This window comes from Gammaproteobacteria bacterium (genome assembly GCA_029880545.1).
In the GTDB taxonomy this organism is placed as follows: domain Bacteria; phylum Pseudomonadota; class Gammaproteobacteria; order Acidiferrobacterales; family SZUA-150; genus JAOUOD01.
Genome location: JAOUOD010000011.1, coordinates 34,355 through 51,931 on the forward strand (window position 1 = coordinate 34,355; position 17,577 = coordinate 51,931).

Annotated in this window: 19 protein-coding genes; 9 read left to right on the forward strand and 10 right to left on the reverse strand. The window is 54.3% G+C overall.

Annotation, left to right across the window (positions count from 1 at the left end):
- Window positions 1-21: 21 nt before the first annotated feature.
- On the reverse strand, window positions 22-1,236 hold the full coding sequence (dapC, locus tag OEZ10_12220) for a succinyldiaminopimelate transaminase (GenBank protein ID MDH5633744.1): 1,215 nt from the start codon (window positions 1,234-1,236) through the stop codon (window positions 22-24).
- A 47-nt stretch (window positions 1,237-1,283) separates the two neighbouring features.
- Between dapC and OEZ10_12225 the strand changes: the two genes are divergently transcribed.
- Together OEZ10_12225 and OEZ10_12230 are read left to right on the forward strand one after the other, a co-directional pair.
- Entirely contained in the window at window positions 1,284-2,153 is an 870-nt protein-coding gene (locus OEZ10_12225; protein MDH5633745.1) for a DMT family transporter, read from the forward strand.
- Window positions 2,154-2,369: 216 nt separating this feature from the next.
- Window positions 2,370-3,287, forward strand: a complete 918-nt coding sequence (locus OEZ10_12230; GenBank protein ID MDH5633746.1) for a TauD/TfdA family dioxygenase — start codon at window positions 2,370-2,372, stop codon at window positions 3,285-3,287.
- A gap of 247 nt (window positions 3,288-3,534) precedes the next feature.
- Here the strand turns inward: OEZ10_12230 and OEZ10_12235 are convergent, their stop codons facing one another.
- The 8 genes from OEZ10_12235 to OEZ10_12270 all read right to left on the reverse strand — a co-directional run bounded on the left by OEZ10_12235 (window position 3,535) and on the right by OEZ10_12270 (window position 9,619).
- Window positions 3,535-4,290, reverse strand: coding sequence for a hypothetical protein (locus tag OEZ10_12235; protein MDH5633747.1), 756 nt, complete (start codon window positions 4,288-4,290; stop codon window positions 3,535-3,537).
- Window positions 4,280-4,693, reverse strand: a complete 414-nt coding sequence (locus OEZ10_12240) for a heavy metal-responsive transcriptional regulator (GenBank protein MDH5633748.1) — start codon at window positions 4,691-4,693, stop codon at window positions 4,280-4,282. The genes OEZ10_12235 and OEZ10_12240 overlap by 11 nt, the downstream gene beginning before the upstream one ends.
- Window positions 4,694-4,836: 143 nt before the next feature.
- Window positions 4,837-5,532 (reverse strand): YggS family pyridoxal phosphate-dependent enzyme, encoded by a 696-nt coding sequence (locus OEZ10_12245; GenBank protein MDH5633749.1) that lies wholly within the window; start codon window positions 5,530-5,532, stop codon window positions 4,837-4,839.
- Window positions 5,533-5,715: 183 nt separating this feature from the next.
- Window positions 5,716-6,636 (reverse strand): FAD:protein FMN transferase, encoded by a 921-nt coding sequence (locus tag OEZ10_12250; protein MDH5633750.1) that lies wholly within the window; start codon window positions 6,634-6,636, stop codon window positions 5,716-5,718.
- Window positions 6,637-6,656: 20 nt separating this feature from the next.
- A complete protein-coding gene (locus OEZ10_12255) occupies window positions 6,657-7,904 on the reverse strand; it encodes a DUF3570 domain-containing protein (GenBank protein ID MDH5633751.1) in 1,248 nt (415 codons plus the stop codon).
- Window positions 7,895-8,110: a DUF4266 domain-containing protein gene (locus OEZ10_12260; protein MDH5633752.1), complete on the reverse strand. Its 216-nt coding sequence runs from the start codon at window positions 8,108-8,110 to the stop codon at window positions 7,895-7,897. Before OEZ10_12260 ends, OEZ10_12255 begins: the two co-directional genes overlap by 10 nt.
- An 18-nt stretch (window positions 8,111-8,128) precedes the next feature.
- Window positions 8,129-8,623, reverse strand: coding sequence for a TlpA family protein disulfide reductase (locus OEZ10_12265; protein MDH5633753.1), 495 nt, complete (start codon window positions 8,621-8,623; stop codon window positions 8,129-8,131).
- Window positions 8,624-8,686: 63 nt separating this feature from the next.
- Entirely contained in the window at window positions 8,687-9,619 is a 933-nt protein-coding gene (locus OEZ10_12270) for a M23 family metallopeptidase (GenBank protein ID MDH5633754.1), read from the reverse strand.
- 62 nt (window positions 9,620-9,681) lie between these two features.
- Here OEZ10_12270 and OEZ10_12275 point away from each other — a divergent pair, with 62 nt between their 5' ends.
- From OEZ10_12275 to lolD, 4 genes are read left to right on the forward strand one after another with little or no spacing between them, the layout of a single operon-like run.
- Window positions 9,682-10,167 carry a DUF721 domain-containing protein gene (locus OEZ10_12275; protein MDH5633755.1) on the forward strand — a complete coding sequence of 162 codons (486 nt, stop codon included), beginning with the start codon at window positions 9,682-9,684 and terminating at the stop codon, window positions 10,165-10,167.
- On the forward strand, window positions 10,160-11,287 hold the full coding sequence (locus tag OEZ10_12280; GenBank protein ID MDH5633756.1) for a CapA family protein: 1,128 nt from the start codon (window positions 10,160-10,162) through the stop codon (window positions 11,285-11,287). Before OEZ10_12275 ends, OEZ10_12280 begins: the two co-directional genes overlap by 8 nt.
- Before the next feature lie 19 nt (window positions 11,288-11,306).
- Window positions 11,307-12,554 carry a lipoprotein-releasing ABC transporter permease subunit gene (locus OEZ10_12285; GenBank protein ID MDH5633757.1) on the forward strand — a complete coding sequence of 416 codons (1,248 nt, stop codon included), beginning with the start codon at window positions 11,307-11,309 and terminating at the stop codon, window positions 12,552-12,554.
- A gap of 12 nt (window positions 12,555-12,566) precedes the next feature.
- Window positions 12,567-13,262: a lipoprotein-releasing ABC transporter ATP-binding protein LolD gene (gene lolD, locus OEZ10_12290; protein MDH5633758.1), complete on the forward strand. Its 696-nt coding sequence runs from the start codon at window positions 12,567-12,569 to the stop codon at window positions 13,260-13,262.
- 24 nt (window positions 13,263-13,286) lie between these two features.
- Here the strand turns inward: lolD and OEZ10_12295 are convergent, their stop codons facing one another.
- Window positions 13,287-13,868 carry a DUF2062 domain-containing protein gene (locus OEZ10_12295; protein MDH5633759.1) on the reverse strand — a complete coding sequence of 194 codons (582 nt, stop codon included), beginning with the start codon at window positions 13,866-13,868 and terminating at the stop codon, window positions 13,287-13,289.
- 207 nt (window positions 13,869-14,075) lie between these two features.
- Here OEZ10_12295 and OEZ10_12300 point away from each other — a divergent pair, with 207 nt between their 5' ends.
- The 3 genes from OEZ10_12300 (at window position 14,076) to OEZ10_12310 (ending at window position 17,577) form a co-directional block, all read left to right on the forward strand.
- The gene (locus OEZ10_12300) at window positions 14,076-16,421 is read left to right on the forward strand and encodes a DNA internalization-related competence protein ComEC/Rec2 (GenBank protein MDH5633760.1); all 2,346 of its coding nucleotides are present in this window, start codon (window positions 14,076-14,078) and stop codon (window positions 16,419-16,421) included.
- Window positions 16,422-16,518: 97 nt separating this feature from the next.
- Window positions 16,519-17,133, forward strand: a complete 615-nt coding sequence (locus OEZ10_12305; GenBank protein MDH5633761.1) for a MotA/TolQ/ExbB proton channel family protein — start codon at window positions 16,519-16,521, stop codon at window positions 17,131-17,133.
- An 18-nt stretch (window positions 17,134-17,151) separates the two neighbouring features.
- Window positions 17,152-17,577: a biopolymer transporter ExbD gene (locus OEZ10_12310; protein MDH5633762.1), complete on the forward strand. Its 426-nt coding sequence runs from the start codon at window positions 17,152-17,154 to the stop codon at window positions 17,575-17,577.

Genomic DNA, 17,577 nt, shown 5'->3' on the forward strand with positions numbered 1-17,577 from the left:
TTTCCGGTCGTTGCTCGTAGATTAAATCAATGATTCCGTGAATCGGCGAATACGTTTCGCCGCCTCAATACATTCTTCCAGGGTGGCAACCAGTGCCAGTCGCACGTGATTTGCGCCGGGGTTGCCGGTACCGGTGTCGCGCGACAGGAACTGCCCTGGTAGCACCATAACATGTTCGCTGTTCCACAGTCCCCGGGCAAATTCGGTGTCGCTCACGGGTGTCCGCGGCCACAGGTAGAAGCCCGCGTCCGGGCGTGATACGTCCAGCACCGGTTCCAGGATCTCGAGCACCGCGTCGAACTTGGCGCGGTACGCCTGGCGATTATCGCGTACATGTTGTTCATCGTTCCAGGCAAGACAGCTGGCGGTTTGCACCGGTGGCGACAGCGTCGAGCCGTGATAGGTGCGGTACTGCAGGTAGGCCTTCAACAGTTCGCCGTCACCGGCAACAAAGCCGGAGCGCAGACCGGGCAGGTTCGATCGCTTGGACAGGCTGTGAAACGCCAGGCAGCGACGAAAGTCCTTGATGTTGCGCTCTGCTGCTACCTGCAACAGTCCAACCGGGGGGGTGGCTTCATCAAAATAGATTTCCGAATAACATTCATCGGAAACAATAATAAAGTCATGTTGCTCGGCCAGGTCGATCAGGGCACTAAACTCGCCCCGGTTCATCACGGCGCCGGTGGGATTGCCGGGTGAGCACACGTAGACCATTTGTGTCCGCGCCCAAATGGATCCCGGTACCTGGCTGAAATCCATTTTGTAACCGGTTTCCGCCGTCGTATTGATAAACCAGGGCTCGGCACCGGCCAGGATCGCTGCGCCTTCGTAGATCTGGTAGAAAGGGTTGGGGCAAATAATAACGGGCTTGCCGTTCGAACCCTGGTTATCAGTATCAATAATCGCCTGGGCGATGGAAAATAGCGCCTCGCGCGTGCCGGCGACGGGCAGAATGTGGCGGTTCGGGTCCACGGGCTGATTATCCAGCTGGAATCGTCGATTGGCCCAAGCGGCCATGGCTTCACGCAAGTCGTCCTGTCCCCTGGTCAGCGGGTAATGCGAAATGTTTTCCAGGCTGCCTTTCAGGCTGTCGATGACCATTTGTGGGGCCGCGTGCTTGGGTTCGCCAATGGATAACCGGATCGGGGACTTGTCTGCCGGCGGAGTGGTACCCTCAAATAGTTGAGCCAGTCTCTGAAAAGGATACGGCTGGAGATGCGCCAGTCGAGAATTCATTATCTAATACAGCCCCTGTGAACAAGGCGCGGATTATACGGCAAGGAATGAAAGGCAACAAAACATCTCAGTCCTGGGCGATCGGGGCATTGCTGCTCGGTTCAACCATGTGGGGCGTGGTCTGGTATCCGATGCGCCTGCTGGAAATCGCCGGGCTGTCGGGTCTGTGGTTGAGCCTGTTTTTGTACCTCGGGGCACTGGCCATTACCTCGTTGAAAACCGTGCCGCAGCTCAAGTACCTGTGGCAAGAGCCGCTGCTGATGGTCCAGCTGGCGGCGTACGCCGGATGGACCAATGTCGCATTCATTCTCGCTGTTCTTGATGGCAATGTTTTGCGGGTTCTGTTGTTGTTCTACCTGACACCGCTGTGGGCCGTGATGTTTGGCTACCTGTTTCTTGGTGAGCGCTTGTCCCGCATCTCCATTATCACCCTTGTTGTTGCATTGGCCGGTGCGGTGCTGATGTTATGGCATCCGGATACCGGGATTCCATGGCCCACCGATGCATCCGACTGGCTGGCGCTCAGCTCCGGCATGGCGTTTGCTGCGTCCAATGTCATTATTCGAAAAACCCAGGCCATCGAACTGTCAGCCAAGGTCGCCATGACCTGGGTTGGAGTCATTGCGATATCGGTACTGTTGATTCTTGTGCAACAGGTGCCTGTCCCTGTCGGAAAGGGCGGTCAAATTGGCTCAGCGTTGTTACTGGGGGCGTTTGGCATGGCGGTCATGACCACACTGGTTCAATACGGAGTCACCCATATGCCGGTGCATCGATCGGCGGTAATTCTTTTATTTGAACTGGTGGCCGGCGCCATTTCCCAACAATTGCTTACCGATGAAATTATGACTTTGAGGGAGTGGCTGGGCGGGGCGGCTATCATGGTCGCGGCATGGGTCTCTGGTCGATACGGTTGACCGGATTGTATTCTCGCGTGGAAAACGGGGATGAATGTTGCGGCTTGTTGGCGAGCCCGGTCCGGCCCGAATCGACGAGCCATTGAAAATGCCGGTTTGACTCTTTTCATCACCGGTTCGAACGAAACCGGCAGATTGTTCATTGATGCAGGTCAATAACAGATCCGGAGCGTGTGGTAGAAAGCCATGCACGCCAACAACCATGGAAGCGATTCAATGAAAGTCTTTCCCGTCGAGAACAGTACCGAATTCAGTCCATTCCTGCCCGATAATGACGAGCTCTATCATTGGTGGCGCGATTTCAAACTGAAGGACTACCCGACCCGCGTTGACGACCTGGTTGTCGAGATCAATGATCCGCGTTCTTTGACTGATGCGGAATACGATGCATTGCATCGCCGCTGTCGAAAGACAAACATGGTGTTATACGTCAGCAAGACCGGCAATGATCCTGATCCGGAAATTCCGCTGGCCATGGGTCGTCGATTCGGTGTTCAGGGGCTCAATCATAACTGGCTTGCCAATGATAACGGGTTGACGTCATTGACTGTTGTCAATACCGGGGTTAGGCGTAATTATATTCCCTATACCAACCGGGCAATAAAATGGCACACCGATGGTTATTACAACGTTGCCGGCAAGCAGATTCAGTCACTACTGTTGCACTGCGTGCAATCGGCTGCGCGTGGCGGCGAGAACGCGCTGCTGGATCACGAAATTGTCTACATCATGTTGCGTGAACAGAATCCTGATTATATCAAGGCGTTGATGCAGCCGGACGTGATGACGATCCCGGCGCGTATTGAAAATGGCAAGGTGGCGCGCCAGGAGGAGCCGGGTCCGGTATTCAGTGTCGCCGGTAGCGGTGACCTGCACATGCGTTACACTGCGCGAGAACGCAATGTCTTTTGGACCAGCGATCCGCTGGCAACCGAGGCGCTCGCGGCCCTGGATGCCATACTCATTAGCGATACACCCTATATATTTCGCGGTCGGCTTGAGCCGGGCATGGGGCTTGTCAGTAACAATGTTCTGCATGATCGGGCAGCGTTCGAAGATGATGAATTAAACAAGCGCCACTACTACCGGGCTCGTTACTTTGATCGGCTGAATGATACATATGTATTAAGTTAGTTCAGGATTGTTGTGCCAATTTCCAGGTTCGCGTCGTGAATTGCCGGCACAACGGCCAGTTATGATCAATTGCGATCAATTACGACAAGGACTGGCGAATTAACCAGGGTTATCGCCTGGCCTCCCAACGCGGCAACGGTTGCGCGCCGTTGAGTGTAGATAACCGGATGTTACGCCAGCGCATGCGGCACAAGTGGTGCATGCGCTGACCGGGAGCGGCTGGCAAACCCCGGATCAGCAGGAGCGGTCAAGAATCTGCAGCTGCGACCGGTTGCGCCTGGCACGCGGGGCACTGGCCGGCAGCAGGTTCGGGCGTGCGCGGCCAACTGTTCCATAGCGACGCGGCGATCAATCCTGCGAGACCGGCGTACATTGACAGGTCGCTTTCGCTGACAAATTTACCAACCATTATCAACACAACGGAGACCAGGCCCGCCACGAACGGGTTGTATCCGCGTCGTTGATCCGCTTTCCAGAGTAACGATACAAGAACAGCAACGGAAAAAAACAGCGTCAATGGCATTAACCACGGCGTATAGTTTACAAACCCGATGCCGAAACTGCCGAGCACGCCGGCATAGGCGGGCCAACATGCCGGACAAAACAACTTGGGCATGAGAGCGGTGCCGATTACCGGTACGAGACCCGAGTTGAATTTCAGAAACCTGGGAGTCACATGCTTCCCGCGTGGCTGTTCAAGCGCATGTATGATTGTGGCGACAGTGGGAGCGCCGCTGGTTTTGCCATTGTCATCATAGAGTCGACAACAGAGATCGTGGCCGGGTATGGGGGTTGCGGACACGTCTTCGCCATTGACCAGGATGGTGGGTGACCCGTATCCATGAACATAAGCCGGTGCAGCCTGATCATTCACATCATGCTCTCGCCAGTCTGGAGCCAGGCCACAGGCTTCAAGCGCCAGCCGGATTCGTTCCCGGGCCATGTCAATGTTCGGGCAACTGGTTTCGTAGACGAGCTCGATCAGGGGAGGGTTAATTGACATCAGGCTGTTCTAGCGTATGGACGACTGCACAACCCGAAATGTCGTCGGTCTCGTCAATACAGCCATCAATCATGGATTGCAGGGCGTCGCGAATCTGGCGCAACTCGGTGATCTTCCGGTTAACGTCATCCAGTTTTATCTTGGCGCGGATCTTGATGTCACCGCAGCAGCCGTCCGGATCAGTCCGGAGATTCAGAAGCTCGGTGATCTCGCTCAGGGTAAACCCGACATTTTTTGCTTGCTGAATAAAGTTCAGCTGTCGCTCGGCCTCACTGGAGAACTGGCGATAGCCCGAAGGCGTCCGGGTCGGCTTATTGAGCAGGCCGATTTTTTCGTAAAATCGAATGGTTTCGACGGTTAACCCGGCGCGTTTGGCCAGTTGGCCGATAGACAAGGCTGACATGATTTCCTCTCCCGAATTCATTGGCGCAAGAATCATAAACCCTGAAGTAAACTATAGAGTCAACTGGAAGATATCTCGTAAATAATAACATTGGTAATACAGTAAGTTATAGATAATATTTAATGTAAATACTTATACTAATCTCAGATTCTGCTGCCAAAAATCGCGCTACCAATACGCACCCAGGTCGCGCCCTCGGCAATGGCTTCGGCAAAATCATCGCTCATGCCCATGGACAGTTGGTCAAACTGGCTCAGTTGATATTTATGGGCAAGCTGGTCGCGCAACGCTCTCAGGCTGGCAAAATTTTTCCGAATTTGGGCGCGATCCGATGTCGCTTTACCGATAGTCATAAGGCCGCGCAGCCGGATTCCTGGCAACGCGGTGGCCAACAGTGCATCCATAAACTGATCAATGTGTTGCGGCAGCACGCCATGCTTGGCGTCGTCTTCGGTGACGTTTACCTGGATGAGAGCGTTGAGCTGCGCGCCTGTATTCACCAGTCGCGAGGAAAGCTTGTTGGCCAATTCAAGACTGTCCAATGTGTGTAGCCATTGAAACTGGCCGGGAATGTACTTGGCCTTGTTGGTCTGCAGGTGGCCGATAAAATGCCAGGTCGGGTGACGTTCAGCCAGGACCGGGATCTTGGTCTGCGCATCCTGAATGGTGTTTTCACCAAAATGAACCTGGCCGGCATCCATGGCTTCGGCAACCAGGCTTGCCGGCTTGGTCTTGGATACGGCCAGCAGCTGAACAGTATCCGGGTCCCGTCCCGATGCCAGTGCGGCTTCGGCAAGCTCGGTTCTGATTCGCGACAGGTTTTGGGCGATGTTGTTCATGTGCCGAATGTAATCACATCGGAACTTCAGGATCAAAGCCGGGCAGACCACGTTACGTTATTGCTGCATTTCAGCAAGGTGGCCTGTGGATTGTGCGCAATCGCGCAGCGCCGGATTACCCGGTGGCAGAATCATTTATCAACATGATACGCGAAGAGACGAGTTCACTTTAAGCAGGTTTTGTCAGTTGTTGCGCATAACCCAGTAGCGCGCATTGTTTTCGGCAAGAAAGTTTTCAGCGCCCCCACCTTTCAGTATCGCCAGTGTTGACAGTATGCCGGCTTCAAGACAGGTGTCTGCGAGTACGGTGACGGATGTCGGGGCATTGGCTGCGGGCCAGCCGGTACGTGGGTCAAGAATATGGCCATAGCGAACACTCTTATGCATGATATACCGGTGGGCGTCGCCGCTTGTTGTCATGGCACCATTCGCCAGTTCGATAATCTCCGTAGTTGCAGGCTCCGTGGCCGATTGAGCCGGTTCGGAATGATCGGGGCAGGGGTCGGCAATGCCGATGCGCCAGCCCGGCCGGTTCAAAGGCTTGCTGGTAATGGCAAGATCACCGCCAAAGTTGACGACGATGCTGGTGCCAACAGCATGCTGGCGCAGCAATGCAGTGACCCGGTCGACGGCGTACTCTTTGCCAATACCGCCAAGATCCAGTTCCATGCCTTCAGGGACTTGAATCTCCGGGGCATTCCAGTTGACACGGTTCCAGCCAACCTGTGGCAGCAGTTCATCAAGCTGCGACTGCGTCGGGATCGTGCCGGTACCGCCGAAACGCCAGGCGCGTCGCAGCACGCCCGAAGTAATATCAAACAGTCCATCGCTTAACTGAAAACACTGATCGGCGTAATCGAGCAATGCCGCTGTTTCATCATCCACCGTAATGACGGATGCACCGGCATTGTTGATCTGGCAGACAATATTGTTGTCGAGGTAGCGACTGAACTTGTGTTCGATGCGCCGGGCTTCAGATTCGGCAATGGCGAGGCAACGCCTGGCCAGGTCCTCGTCGACTGTTTCAATCAACAGTTCGCAAGGACTGGCCATGGCCGAAAACCGGCCAATAAAGATGTCATGATGCTTTGCGAGTTCAGCCACGGACCGTGCGTGCACACGGGTTACCAGAACCCGTTAAAACGGGTAATGAATCCCAGCTGGATAAAGTTTGCTTCAACATCGGGAAACGGGTCATCGCCGGCGGCAGCCTGTTTCATGTGCTCCAGGCGGACTGACAATTCGCTGTCTTTGCCGAGGCTGTAGCCGTACTTGAAACCGGCAGTCGAGGTCTCAAGATCACCGAGCCGGTAATCGGCGCTGGCAAACTCCGGCAAGGTGCCGTCTTCAAGGTTGTAGTAATAGAAGTCCGCTTTCGATTGTTTGTAAAAACGAAAGTGTGGCTGCAGGTACTGCAGTTCGGCCAGTTGCCACTGGTATTGCGCATCCACGGTGTGAGACTTGATACCCCAGCTATCCTGGTAATAGCGGTAACTTGTGCGTAGTACATCACCGCCAAGGTTCTTGATGAGCTTGCCGTACAGTGCCTGGCGCCGGCGGCTATCGGGCCGGTGTTCATACAGGTAGGGATTGACGCCACGTAATGTCGGCGTGCCGGGGTTCGTGACACTTATGATCTTGTAGGGATCGGTCAGGTAGCCGGCATCATTGCCGATGTTGAGGTTCAGCTGGGCGATCGTCGTGCGATTGATAACCTGTGTTACGCCAAACAAAGTATCAATCACAGACTTGTTTTCGGTGGTGCCCGAGCTCTGCATGTCAATACCGACAATCATTGGCGAGAACGGGATTGGTACACCATTGAACGGTTCAATGGTGTCCTTGTTTACCGCCAGCGCTGCTGTCACGGTGGTATTGCGTTGATTGAAGTCGCTGCTCAGGGTAGCGATCAATCCAAGGGAGACGTAGTCGGTTTCCGTTGAGCCATTGACGCCCAGCACGGTTTTTGTAAGGCGCGTCAGCGGCTTGTCCCAACTTGCATTCAGCGCATAGCGACGATCTTCAAAGCTTGGCTCCATCGGTGTTTCGTTGGCATTGACCGTGTAACTGTCACGGCCGGAAGCCGAGGTAAATGTTTGCGCCGTAGTCTGGGGAATGGCGCCATTGGGCGATGCGCCACTGAGACTGTCGATTACGCCGCGCACGGTAATGATTTCATCATCACCGAGATTTTTTTTGGCTTCAATAACCGGTTTGATTACGGTGATCCGGTCGACTTCAGAGTAATACAAAATGGAGGAGTCGACATCCCAGCCATTATCAGCGCTCGCGGCGTTGGCAACATTTCCCAGCAATGTTGTGGTCGCCATGGCCAAAGCCTGGCGCAGGGACACCTGTTTTTTTAGTTGCATCCACAACCTCCACCGCCAACACCCTGGCCACCGCTGGAATTTTCACGGGAGAAGTAGATATGCTCATCAACAAAAGTATCCAGCGGGTAAGGATCCAGCTGCATTTTCTTTTGTGCCAGAAGATCGCGTTCCCAGGGCTTGACTCCAGGGGAAGAGCAGCCCGAGGCGGTCACCATAACAAGTACTGCTGCAATCAGTGTGCGCATCGCCAATTCCATTTTTGCCTACTTTGAAGAAAGTTGTTTGACCAGCTCCTGTTCCAGCTTGTCGGCGTTTTCCTTGCGGAAGCCGACATGTCGGTAAACGATTTGCCCTGAACGATTTATAATAAAACTGCTGGGCATGCCCATTAGTCCATAGCTTTCGGCGGTGCTGCCTTCAGGATCAAATCCGATAACGAAAGCAGCCGGAACCTCTTTCAGGAACTTGTCCGCCAGTGCGCGCTCCTTGTCCAGGTTGACCGTAACCACGGCAAGGCCTTTGTCGTGATACTTGTTTTGCATGGCATTCATCCATGGGAATGATTCACGACAAGGCACACACCAGGACGCCCAGAAGTCGAGGTAAACGACCTTGCCGCGATATTGGTTCAGGCTGATGGTATTTTCCACGCCGGGCAGATTGAATTCCGGGGCGTTGTCGCTGCCGGCATTAGTGGTGGGAAACCACGAGATCATTAAAAGCAGGACAGAAAAACCAACAAATCCTGGGGCATGCATTTGCTATCTCCCGAAGCCTCGTGTTCAGGAGTTTAAGTGATCAACTGAAAATTGTCCTGATCTTTAGCGTCGACTGGTCAGGTAGGCGACGGGATCGACAACTTTGCCAAGGCGCCGAATCTCGATATGCAAATGTGGTCCGGTGGAGCGGCCAGACGTACCGACTTTGGCGACAGGCTGTCCACGCGCAATGCGATCGCCAAGACTGACCAGGGTGGATCCGGCATGGGCATAGCGCGTTGTGTAACCCTGGCCGTGTGTAATCTCAACCATGACCCCGTAGCCGCTGCGCTCACCTGACCAGGTAACAACGCCATCGGCCAGGGCGAGGATGGGGGAATCCATGCGTGCGGCGATGTCGATGCCTTCGTGAAAACTGCGCTTGCCTGTAAACGGATCGGCGCGTAGACCGAAATGTGAACTGATCCAGCCGCCCTGGGTAGGCCAACCGGCCGGAGTAACTGCCGCGCTCAGGTTTTGATCAGAAAGTACGGATTCCAGTGCGGCCAGGTATTCTGATTTGTCGTCGAGCGCCGCTTTAAGCTGGTCCAGGGATCGAATGATGTCGATTCGTGCAGCCGATGATTCAGGGTTGGCCGGGCCGCCGATGGCCGGAGTGCCAGAAAAATCAAATTCCTTGCTGTCAATTTTGGCCATCTCGGTAAGACGTGAACCCAGTGCGTCGAGCCTGAGCAAGCGTGCCTGCATGGTACCCATGCGCTGTGCCAGGGCATTCAGGTGTGACTCGGCGTGAACCCGGGTTGATCTCAATTCTGCCCGCAGCCGGGCGACTTCGTCGTGGTGTGTCTGCAGAACTTCGCTGTCAGTTGCAGACTTGGCCTGGTACAAGGCATGGATTTTGGTGCCAATAAGACCGAAAAACAGTGGCAAGTAGATAATGCCAACAAAAAACAGGGCGATCGCCTGGCGATGGCTAATGCTGATTTTGTGCCCGCGCTGCAGGCCTTCAGGGAGCAGAATAATGTTCATATTCATTATATAGTCGGCTTTATGGTGAAACGCGAAACTTTTTATTTGGCTAACAGGACGGACGAGTAATGTCGGCAGACGAGCCCAGGCGTGTTGGTCAGCTTCTTCCGGCAGAATTACTGCGCCGCATGCGCGATCACCAGTGTGATACCGATTCGCTTCAGAGCCTGTGGCATGAACTGGCCGGTGAGTGGGCTGGCCGGGCAGACGCCATCGACTATGCTGATGGCAGGCTGGTGCTGCGTGTTGCCGCGCCGGTCTGGGGTAATCGTTTGCGTCATGAAACCGGCAACCTGGTCTCCCGCTTGCGAAAACATGAAAGCTTTTCCGGACTCCGGGAAATTGTCGTCAAGGTTCGGCCACAGCAGGCCATGCCGGACGAGATTCGTGAAGATGAAATACGTTATCACAAACAGCGCCAACGAAAGCGCGAGCGATTGTCAGCCGGGGCTATTGAGGCAATTAAAGCGACAGCGGAAATGATTGATGACCCGGAAGTGAAGCGGGCGCTTCTTGATCTGGGCAATGTATCGGAATCATCAAACAATGATTAGAAAGATTGGCAAAAAGACCCTGGGCTTGACGGTTATTGTGAGCCTGTTGAGTGCCTGTGCGGCGGTACCGGACAGGATTGACCCGATCCCGGTTGATGAAAACCGGGCTGTGCCGGCCGAGACACCGCTCACCCTGGCTGCAACCGGGGATATCATGATGGATGGCAGCGCCCGACCGGAATTCAGCAAGCTTGGTTACGATTACGCTTTTGAATATGTTGGCGACATCTTGCGCAAGGCCGATATCGCTATAGGCAATCTGGAAGGTCCGCTGACAACCGGGGGCAACAATGACGTGGAGAAGAAATATGTATTTCGATCTCCGCCGGACAAGGTGGCCACGTCACTGGTAAACGCCGGGTTTGATGTGTTTACGTTGGCAAATAACCATACGCTGGATTACGGCGTTCAGGGCCTGGTGGATACCATGGCGGCCCTGGATCGTCACGGGCTGGCATATTCTGGTGCCGGGCTGGACAGCAAGGCGGCACGCAAGGCGGTTATTCTTGAGCGAAAGAACCGGCGTATAGCGTTTCTCGGGTATTCGCTGACTTTTCCGGAAGAGTTCTGGGCTGCTGCCAACCGGCCGGGCACGGCGTTCGGTCACGAGAGTCATGTGCGCAAGGATGTCGCCAAGGCAAAAGCCGAGGCCGATATCGTAATCGTTTCGTTTCACTGGGGTCGCGAAGGCACGACAGAATTGCGTCCGTATCAAACTGCACTGGGCAGGGCGGCCATTGATGCCGGTGCGGCCGCCGTGCTCGGCCATCATCCCCATATTCTCCAGGGCGTGGAGCGTTACAAACACGGGGTCATCCTGTACAGCCTCGGTAATTTTGTTTTTGGCTCCTACAGTCGCAAGGCCAGGACCTCGGTAATTGCGCAGTTGAGCTTCGACGGGAACGTTGTCAGCTCGGTAGAGATGGTTCCGATAAACGTGTTCAATCCGGAAGTGGTGTTTCAGCCGAAAATTCTTACCGGAAAACAGGCGGCATCAGTGTTGTCGGAGCTGGACGGCTTGTCGCGACCAATGGGTGTTGCTGTAAAAAACGTCAATAATGTGGGACTTGTTGGTTTGACGGGTACTGACGACAGCGATGTGTCGCTCCTGGCGCGGTGATGTGATTTAATTCGCCGTCATGATTCAGCCACTCGAACTCTTTATCGGATTGCGTTATACGCGCGCCAAGCGTCGCAATCATTTCATATCCTTTATTTCTCTAAGCTCCATGCTCGGCATATTTCTTGGTGTTGCCGCGCTTATTACCGTGTTATCGGTTATGAATGGTTTTGGCAAGGAGTTGCGTGACCGTATTCTGGGTGTTGTCTCCCATGTCACTATTTCGCAAACCGGCGCAAAGCTGAAAGACTGGAAATCTGTTGCCCGCATTGCCAAAGAGCATGAACAGGTAACAGCGATGGCGCCCTATGTTCTTGGCCAGGGCATGTTGAACAGCAAGGGCTCTGTCAAGGGCGTCATGGTGCGCGGCATATTGCCTGACCAGGAGGCCGGTGTTTCGCGCCTGGGAAACGCCATGAAGTCAGGAGCGTTGGCCGACCTGAAACCGGGTGAATACGGCATGATTATCGGCAGCGCGCTTACCTGGAAACTCGATATCGATGTTGGTTCCTATGTATCGCTGATTGTTCCGCAGGCACTGGCCACCCCGGCCGGCATCATGCCCAGGTTTCGCCGGTTCAAGGTGGTTGGCGTATTTGATGTTGGCATGTATGAATATGACAGTGGCCTGACGCTGATTCACATGGATGACGCGGCTGCGCTTTATCGTATCCCCGAGGGCGCCAGCGGCTTGCGCCTGAAGATAGAAGATCTCTACCAGGCGCCGGAAGTGGCGCTGGAACTCCAGGACAAGCTGGGCTATGCCTTTATTACCCGCGACTGGACGCGCGAGCACGCAAACTTTTTCCGTGCACTGAAAATCGAAAAGCGGGTCATGCTGGTGATCCTGTTGCTGATTGTTGCTGTTGCCGCATTTAATATTGTTTCAACTCTGGTCATGGTGGTAACGGACAAGCAATCAGATATTGCCATTCTTCGAACCCTCGGATTGAAGCCTTCCAGTGTCATGGCTGTTTTCATGGTACAGGGGACCATTATTGGTGTAGTTGGCACCGCGCTGGGAGTGCTCGGTGGCGTTGCCCTTGCAGCCAATGTCCAGGAAGTTGTCCAGTTTATTGAAGGCTTGTTCAAGTTCAAGATTCTTGCGGCAGACGTGTATTACATTACCGATCTGCCATCAGATATTCACAGCAGTGACGTTATTGTGATCGCCGTGTCATCGTTTGTCATGAGTATCATGGCGACAATTTATCCTGCCTGGCGTGCATCACGTGTTCAGCCAGCGCAGGCATTGCGGTATGAATAGGAAAGCGCAGCCATGAATAATGACAAGGTTATCCTGCGCTGTACCGGTCTGACCAAGGTTTTTGATGAAACCAGTTTCAGTGTCAATGTTCTGAAGGGCGTGCACCTGCGTATTGCTGCCGGTGAACGTGTTGCCATTGTTGGTGCATCAGGAGCCGGCAAGAGTACCTTGCTGCATATTCTGGGTGGCCTGGATACGCCAAGTGATGGCCTTATTGAGCTTGACGGTCAGCGCTTCTCCGAGATGAGCGAGGCTGAGCGTGGCAGGGTGCGTAACGAGAAACTCGGGTTTGTCTACCAGTTCCATCACCTGTTGCCGGAATTCACCGCGTTGGAAAATGTTGCCATGCCACTGCTTATCCGGCGCATGGACAGTGACAAGGCGTTGGCCGAAGCGCGCGAGATGCTTGGACGTGTCGGGTTGGAAGACAGGTTGCAACACAAACCCTCAGAATTATCCGGCGGTGAGCGTCAGCGCGTGGCGGTTGCCCGTGCGCTGGTAACAAGACCATTGTGCATTCTTGCTGATGAACCGACAGGAAACCTGGATCGAAAAACCGCCCAGGGCGTGTACGAGCTGATGCTAGAGCTGAATAGAGAGCTGAATACCAGCTTTGTGGTGGTAACTCATGATCATGACCTGGCTTCACGCATGGATCGAACCATTGAGATGGTGGATGGTATGCTGAAGGGTGTCGATCAGGACTGATTGCCGCCAGGGGGGTAACAGTACCTATTGTTGCTGACCCCCATGTTCCTCGGTATTTGCTTGTTCGGCCAGTCTCGCAGCTTTTCGGCGCGCACGACGAATATCCTTGCGGGCCGCCCATTCCCGCACCACGTAAAGTCGCCAGACTCCGTGCATGCCGAAATAGCCAATCAACGCCATAATGCTGCCGACAATAAAGCAGCCAAGCAGGAATGGTTGCCAGATGAGCATCAGTTCGCTGGCAAGCCAGTCAAAGGATATTTCAAACTCCATGCGGCCAGGTTGTTGCCCGAGAATGCGGGCACCAAGCAAATAGCAAAAGTAAAACAGTGGCGGCATGGTAATCGGATTGCTGATCCAGACCAGTGCTACCGAGACGATAATGTTTGCCCGGAATACAATGGCCAGTGCTGCCGCAGGAATCATCTGGAACGGCATGGGCACAAATGCCATAAACAAGCCTATGGCAAATGCGGCAGAAGTGGAGTGCCTGTTCAGGTGCCAGAGGTTCGGGCTGTGCAGGGCGCTGCCGAACATGCGCAGTGACTTGTGCTCGCGTATGACGCGCGCATCTGGCATGAATCGCTTGATCAGTTTTTTCGCCACGATTTCCCAAAAAAATCCGGAGTGATACTGATGATGCCGTAACGGGTAAAAAAGTTGCAGGCCCGCGATTCGGCATTCATATAGATAAGATGCATTTTAGCGGTATTTGATTCCCAGACCAGTAAAATTTTAATAACCGGCTACGGTTTCAATTTGTGCTGAAACGGTCATAATTGATTGCGGAATCGACATGGAGGTTTGTTCCCGATGCAGGTATTTGCGCCGTGGGTGTATGGTTGCGCGGTCTTGGCAGGCGTGTTGATCGCGCAACTTTTGCCATCGCTGCCGGATTTGTCCGGCTTTTGTCTGGTTACCGGCCTGGCTGTCGCCAGTGCCCGGTGGATGACATTGATGCAGCCCGTTGCCATTGGTCTCGTCGCGGCGACGTGGAGCTTTTTTCTTGCCGACTATTACCTTGAAGATCGCTTGCCTGAATCGCTGGCCAGTGTAAACCTGGCAGTTACCGGTGTTGTCTCCAGTCTCCCCGAAACGTCAAGCAAAGGTCAGCAATTCCATTTTGATATCAAGACTGCCATGCAGGATGGTCAGTCGATTCGGTTGCCCCGTCGAGTGGTATTAAGTGTCTACCAGCAAGGTATAAAGGTGCAGGCCGCTGAGCGCTGGCGTTTTGTTGTCAGGCTGAAACCACCGCACGGTTTTCAGAATCCGGGTGGTTTTGATTATGAGGCCTACCTGTTTCGACAGGGGATTGGTGCCCGCGGATATGTTCTGCGACAGCATGTCCCGGAACGTATGGGCATGTCCGATGGCTATTCCTGGCTGAAACTGCGTGCCCGTATAAAATCACGAATTATCGAGGTGTTGCCCCGGTCCACAGAGAGATCACTGGTACTGGGCCTCGTCATCGGCGATCGCAGCGGGCTCGGAAGGGCTGAATGGAGGCAACTGCAAAAAACCGGGACAGCGCACTTAATGGCTATTTCCGGACTGCATATCGGCATGGTGGCAGGCATGATGTTTTTTATGATTCGCTGGCTTTGGCCATTGAGTTATCGGCTGACGCTGTGGTTGCCGGCACAAAAGGCGGCGGCGCTGGGCTCCTCCGTGGCGGCTTTTGGTTATGCCGGCCTGGCGGGCTTCAGCATTCCGACCCAGCGAGCGCTGATCATGCTGGTTGTGGCAATAGCGGCAATCCTGACCAATCGGACTGTTCGTTTTGCAGATCTGTTTTTTGCGGCAATGACCCTGGTTTTGTTTCTAGATCCGTTCGCCGTTCTCGACACCGGGTTCTGGTTGTCTTTCCTCGCGGTAGCGATAATCGCCTGGGCGATGACAAGCCGGCATCAAGTGCATGACCCGTTCCGAACCGTTGTTGACGGGCTCTTGCGGAAAACGGGCGGGTTTCTTCGAATTCAGGCTGCCGTGTCATTGGGCTTGTTGCCCATTGTTATCGCTCGATTTCAACTTGCTCCCTGGGTATCGCCTCTGGCAAATCTGGTGGCAATTCCGGTTTTTAGCCTGGCCATAATCCCGCTGTTGCTGCTGACGACGATGCTGCTTTTTATACCGGGCATGTCAGCTATTTCCGGTGCATTGTTGTCGTCAGCCACGACATTGTTGTCGTGGACATGGATCGGGCTCGGTGCTGTGGCCGGATGGCCTGGTGCCGCTACTTCTGTATCACCACCCGCAGGCTGGACAGTTTTGCTTGCGGCCATGGGCTTGATGATGCTGTTGGCACCCAAGTCATTGCCAGGGCGCCCGCTGGGGGTGTTGTGGTGCCTTCCGTTGCTGTTTTTCGTTCCGCCACGGCCGGCTGCCGGGGAGTTTGAATTCAGTCTGTTGGACGTCGGCCAGGGCTTGGCTGCCGTGGTCCAGACGGAAAAACATATTATGGTGTTTGATACCGGTGCCTGGTTCAGCCCGGATTTTGATGCCGGTTCCGCGGTAGTAGTGCCGTTCCTGAGGAGCAAGGGGATTGACCATCTCGACGCCCTGGTTATCAGTCATGGGGATAATGACCATATCGGCGGGGCCTCTGCCGTGCTCGAATCGCTGCCCGTGGCCCGGGTATTCAGCAGCCTGGTCGGGCAGCCACGTTCGGATGCCATTCCATGTCGAACCGGAATGGCGTGGCGCTGGGACGGGGTAGAGTTCTCGTTTTTACATCCGGATGGTGCCAGCTACAAAAAAGCGAATAATGGCGCCTGCGTATTGCGTGTCAGCAGTCGCTGGGGATCGGTTCTGATCAGTGCCGATATTGAACAACTCGCAGAAACCAGGCTGGCCGGGGTGTTTGGATCCAAATTGCAGAGCACCGTGCTAGTGGCGCCGCACCATGGCAGCCGAACATCGTCGACACCGGTGTTTTTGTCGGCGGTGTCGGCTGACGAGGTGTGGATCCCGGCAGGATACCGGAATCGATATCACCACCCCCATCCTGATATTCTGCGGCGTTACCGGGATATGGCCATGCCGGTTGTGAGTACAGCTGATTCCGGTGCGATCAGCCGTTTGTTCGGCAGCCGCCTTGCACCAACCCGTCGATTTCGCAACGACTATCAGCGTTACTGGCACCATCGCCCGATATGATTGCCTGATCCCTTTGCCTGTGTTGCCGCGTCTGATACATTAGCCGCACTTTACATAAACAAAAAACAGTTTTTTACTACAATTCAGGTGCTTATCGATGTTTGAACTGGTGAAGACCGGTGGTTGGTTGATGTGGCCCATACTGCTTTGTTCAGTAGCGGCTTTGGCAATTATCGGCGAGAGATTCTGGTCGCTCCAGAAGAAATACGTTTCCCCGGAAACATTGGTTATCCAGATCAAGCAATGGCTGGACCGCAAGGAGCTGGACAATGCCCGTATCAAGTTGCTGGCTGAGACCTCGCCACTGGGGCGGATTCTTGCAGCCGGACTGCTTAATCGTGAGCATGATCGCGATATCGTTAAAGAGGCTGTTGAAGATGCTGGACGTCACGCGGTGCCGGAACTGGAGCGCTACCTCAATACCCTCGGAACCATTGCGGCCATAACCCCGTTCCTCGGACTTCTCGGTACAGTGCTGGGTATGATCGAGATGTTTGCCGGCATCAGCAGTCATGGAGTTGGTGATCCAGCGGTGGTGGCAGGGGGTATCGCCCAGGCATTGATCACCACGGCAGCCGGTCTCGGTGTCGCCATTCCCAGCGTCATGTTTTATCGCTATTTCCGGGGCAAGGTGGATGCGCTGGTTGTCGATATGGAACAGGAGTCAATCAAGTTGATCGAAATTCTTCACGGCGACCGTGAGAGCGACTAGGGCGGAGTATTCAGAGCAATGAATTTTTCTCGCGCCAGGCAGGGGATGGAACCGGAACTCAACCTGGTCCCGTTGATTGACGTGCTGTTGATGACACTTATTTTCCTGGTGGTTACGACAAGCTTTTCCAAGGAATCGCAACTTCGAATCAAGTTGCCAGAAGCAACGGCGGAAGCCAGCTCAGAGCAAGCCTTGTTGCGCGTGACCATTGATGCGCATGGGCAGTTCTACATCAATGACAAGCAGTTGTTGAAACCGACTGCTGATGCCCTGCGAAATGCAATGTTGCAGGCAGCTGGAAAAAACAAGAAACCCGGCGTAGTGATTTATGCCGATGGCAAAACGCCGCACCAGGCAGTTATTCACGCCATGGATGCGGCACGTCGTCTCGGTTTCACCAACCTTACCTTTGCTACCCAGCAACAACCTGGGCAAAAGAATTAG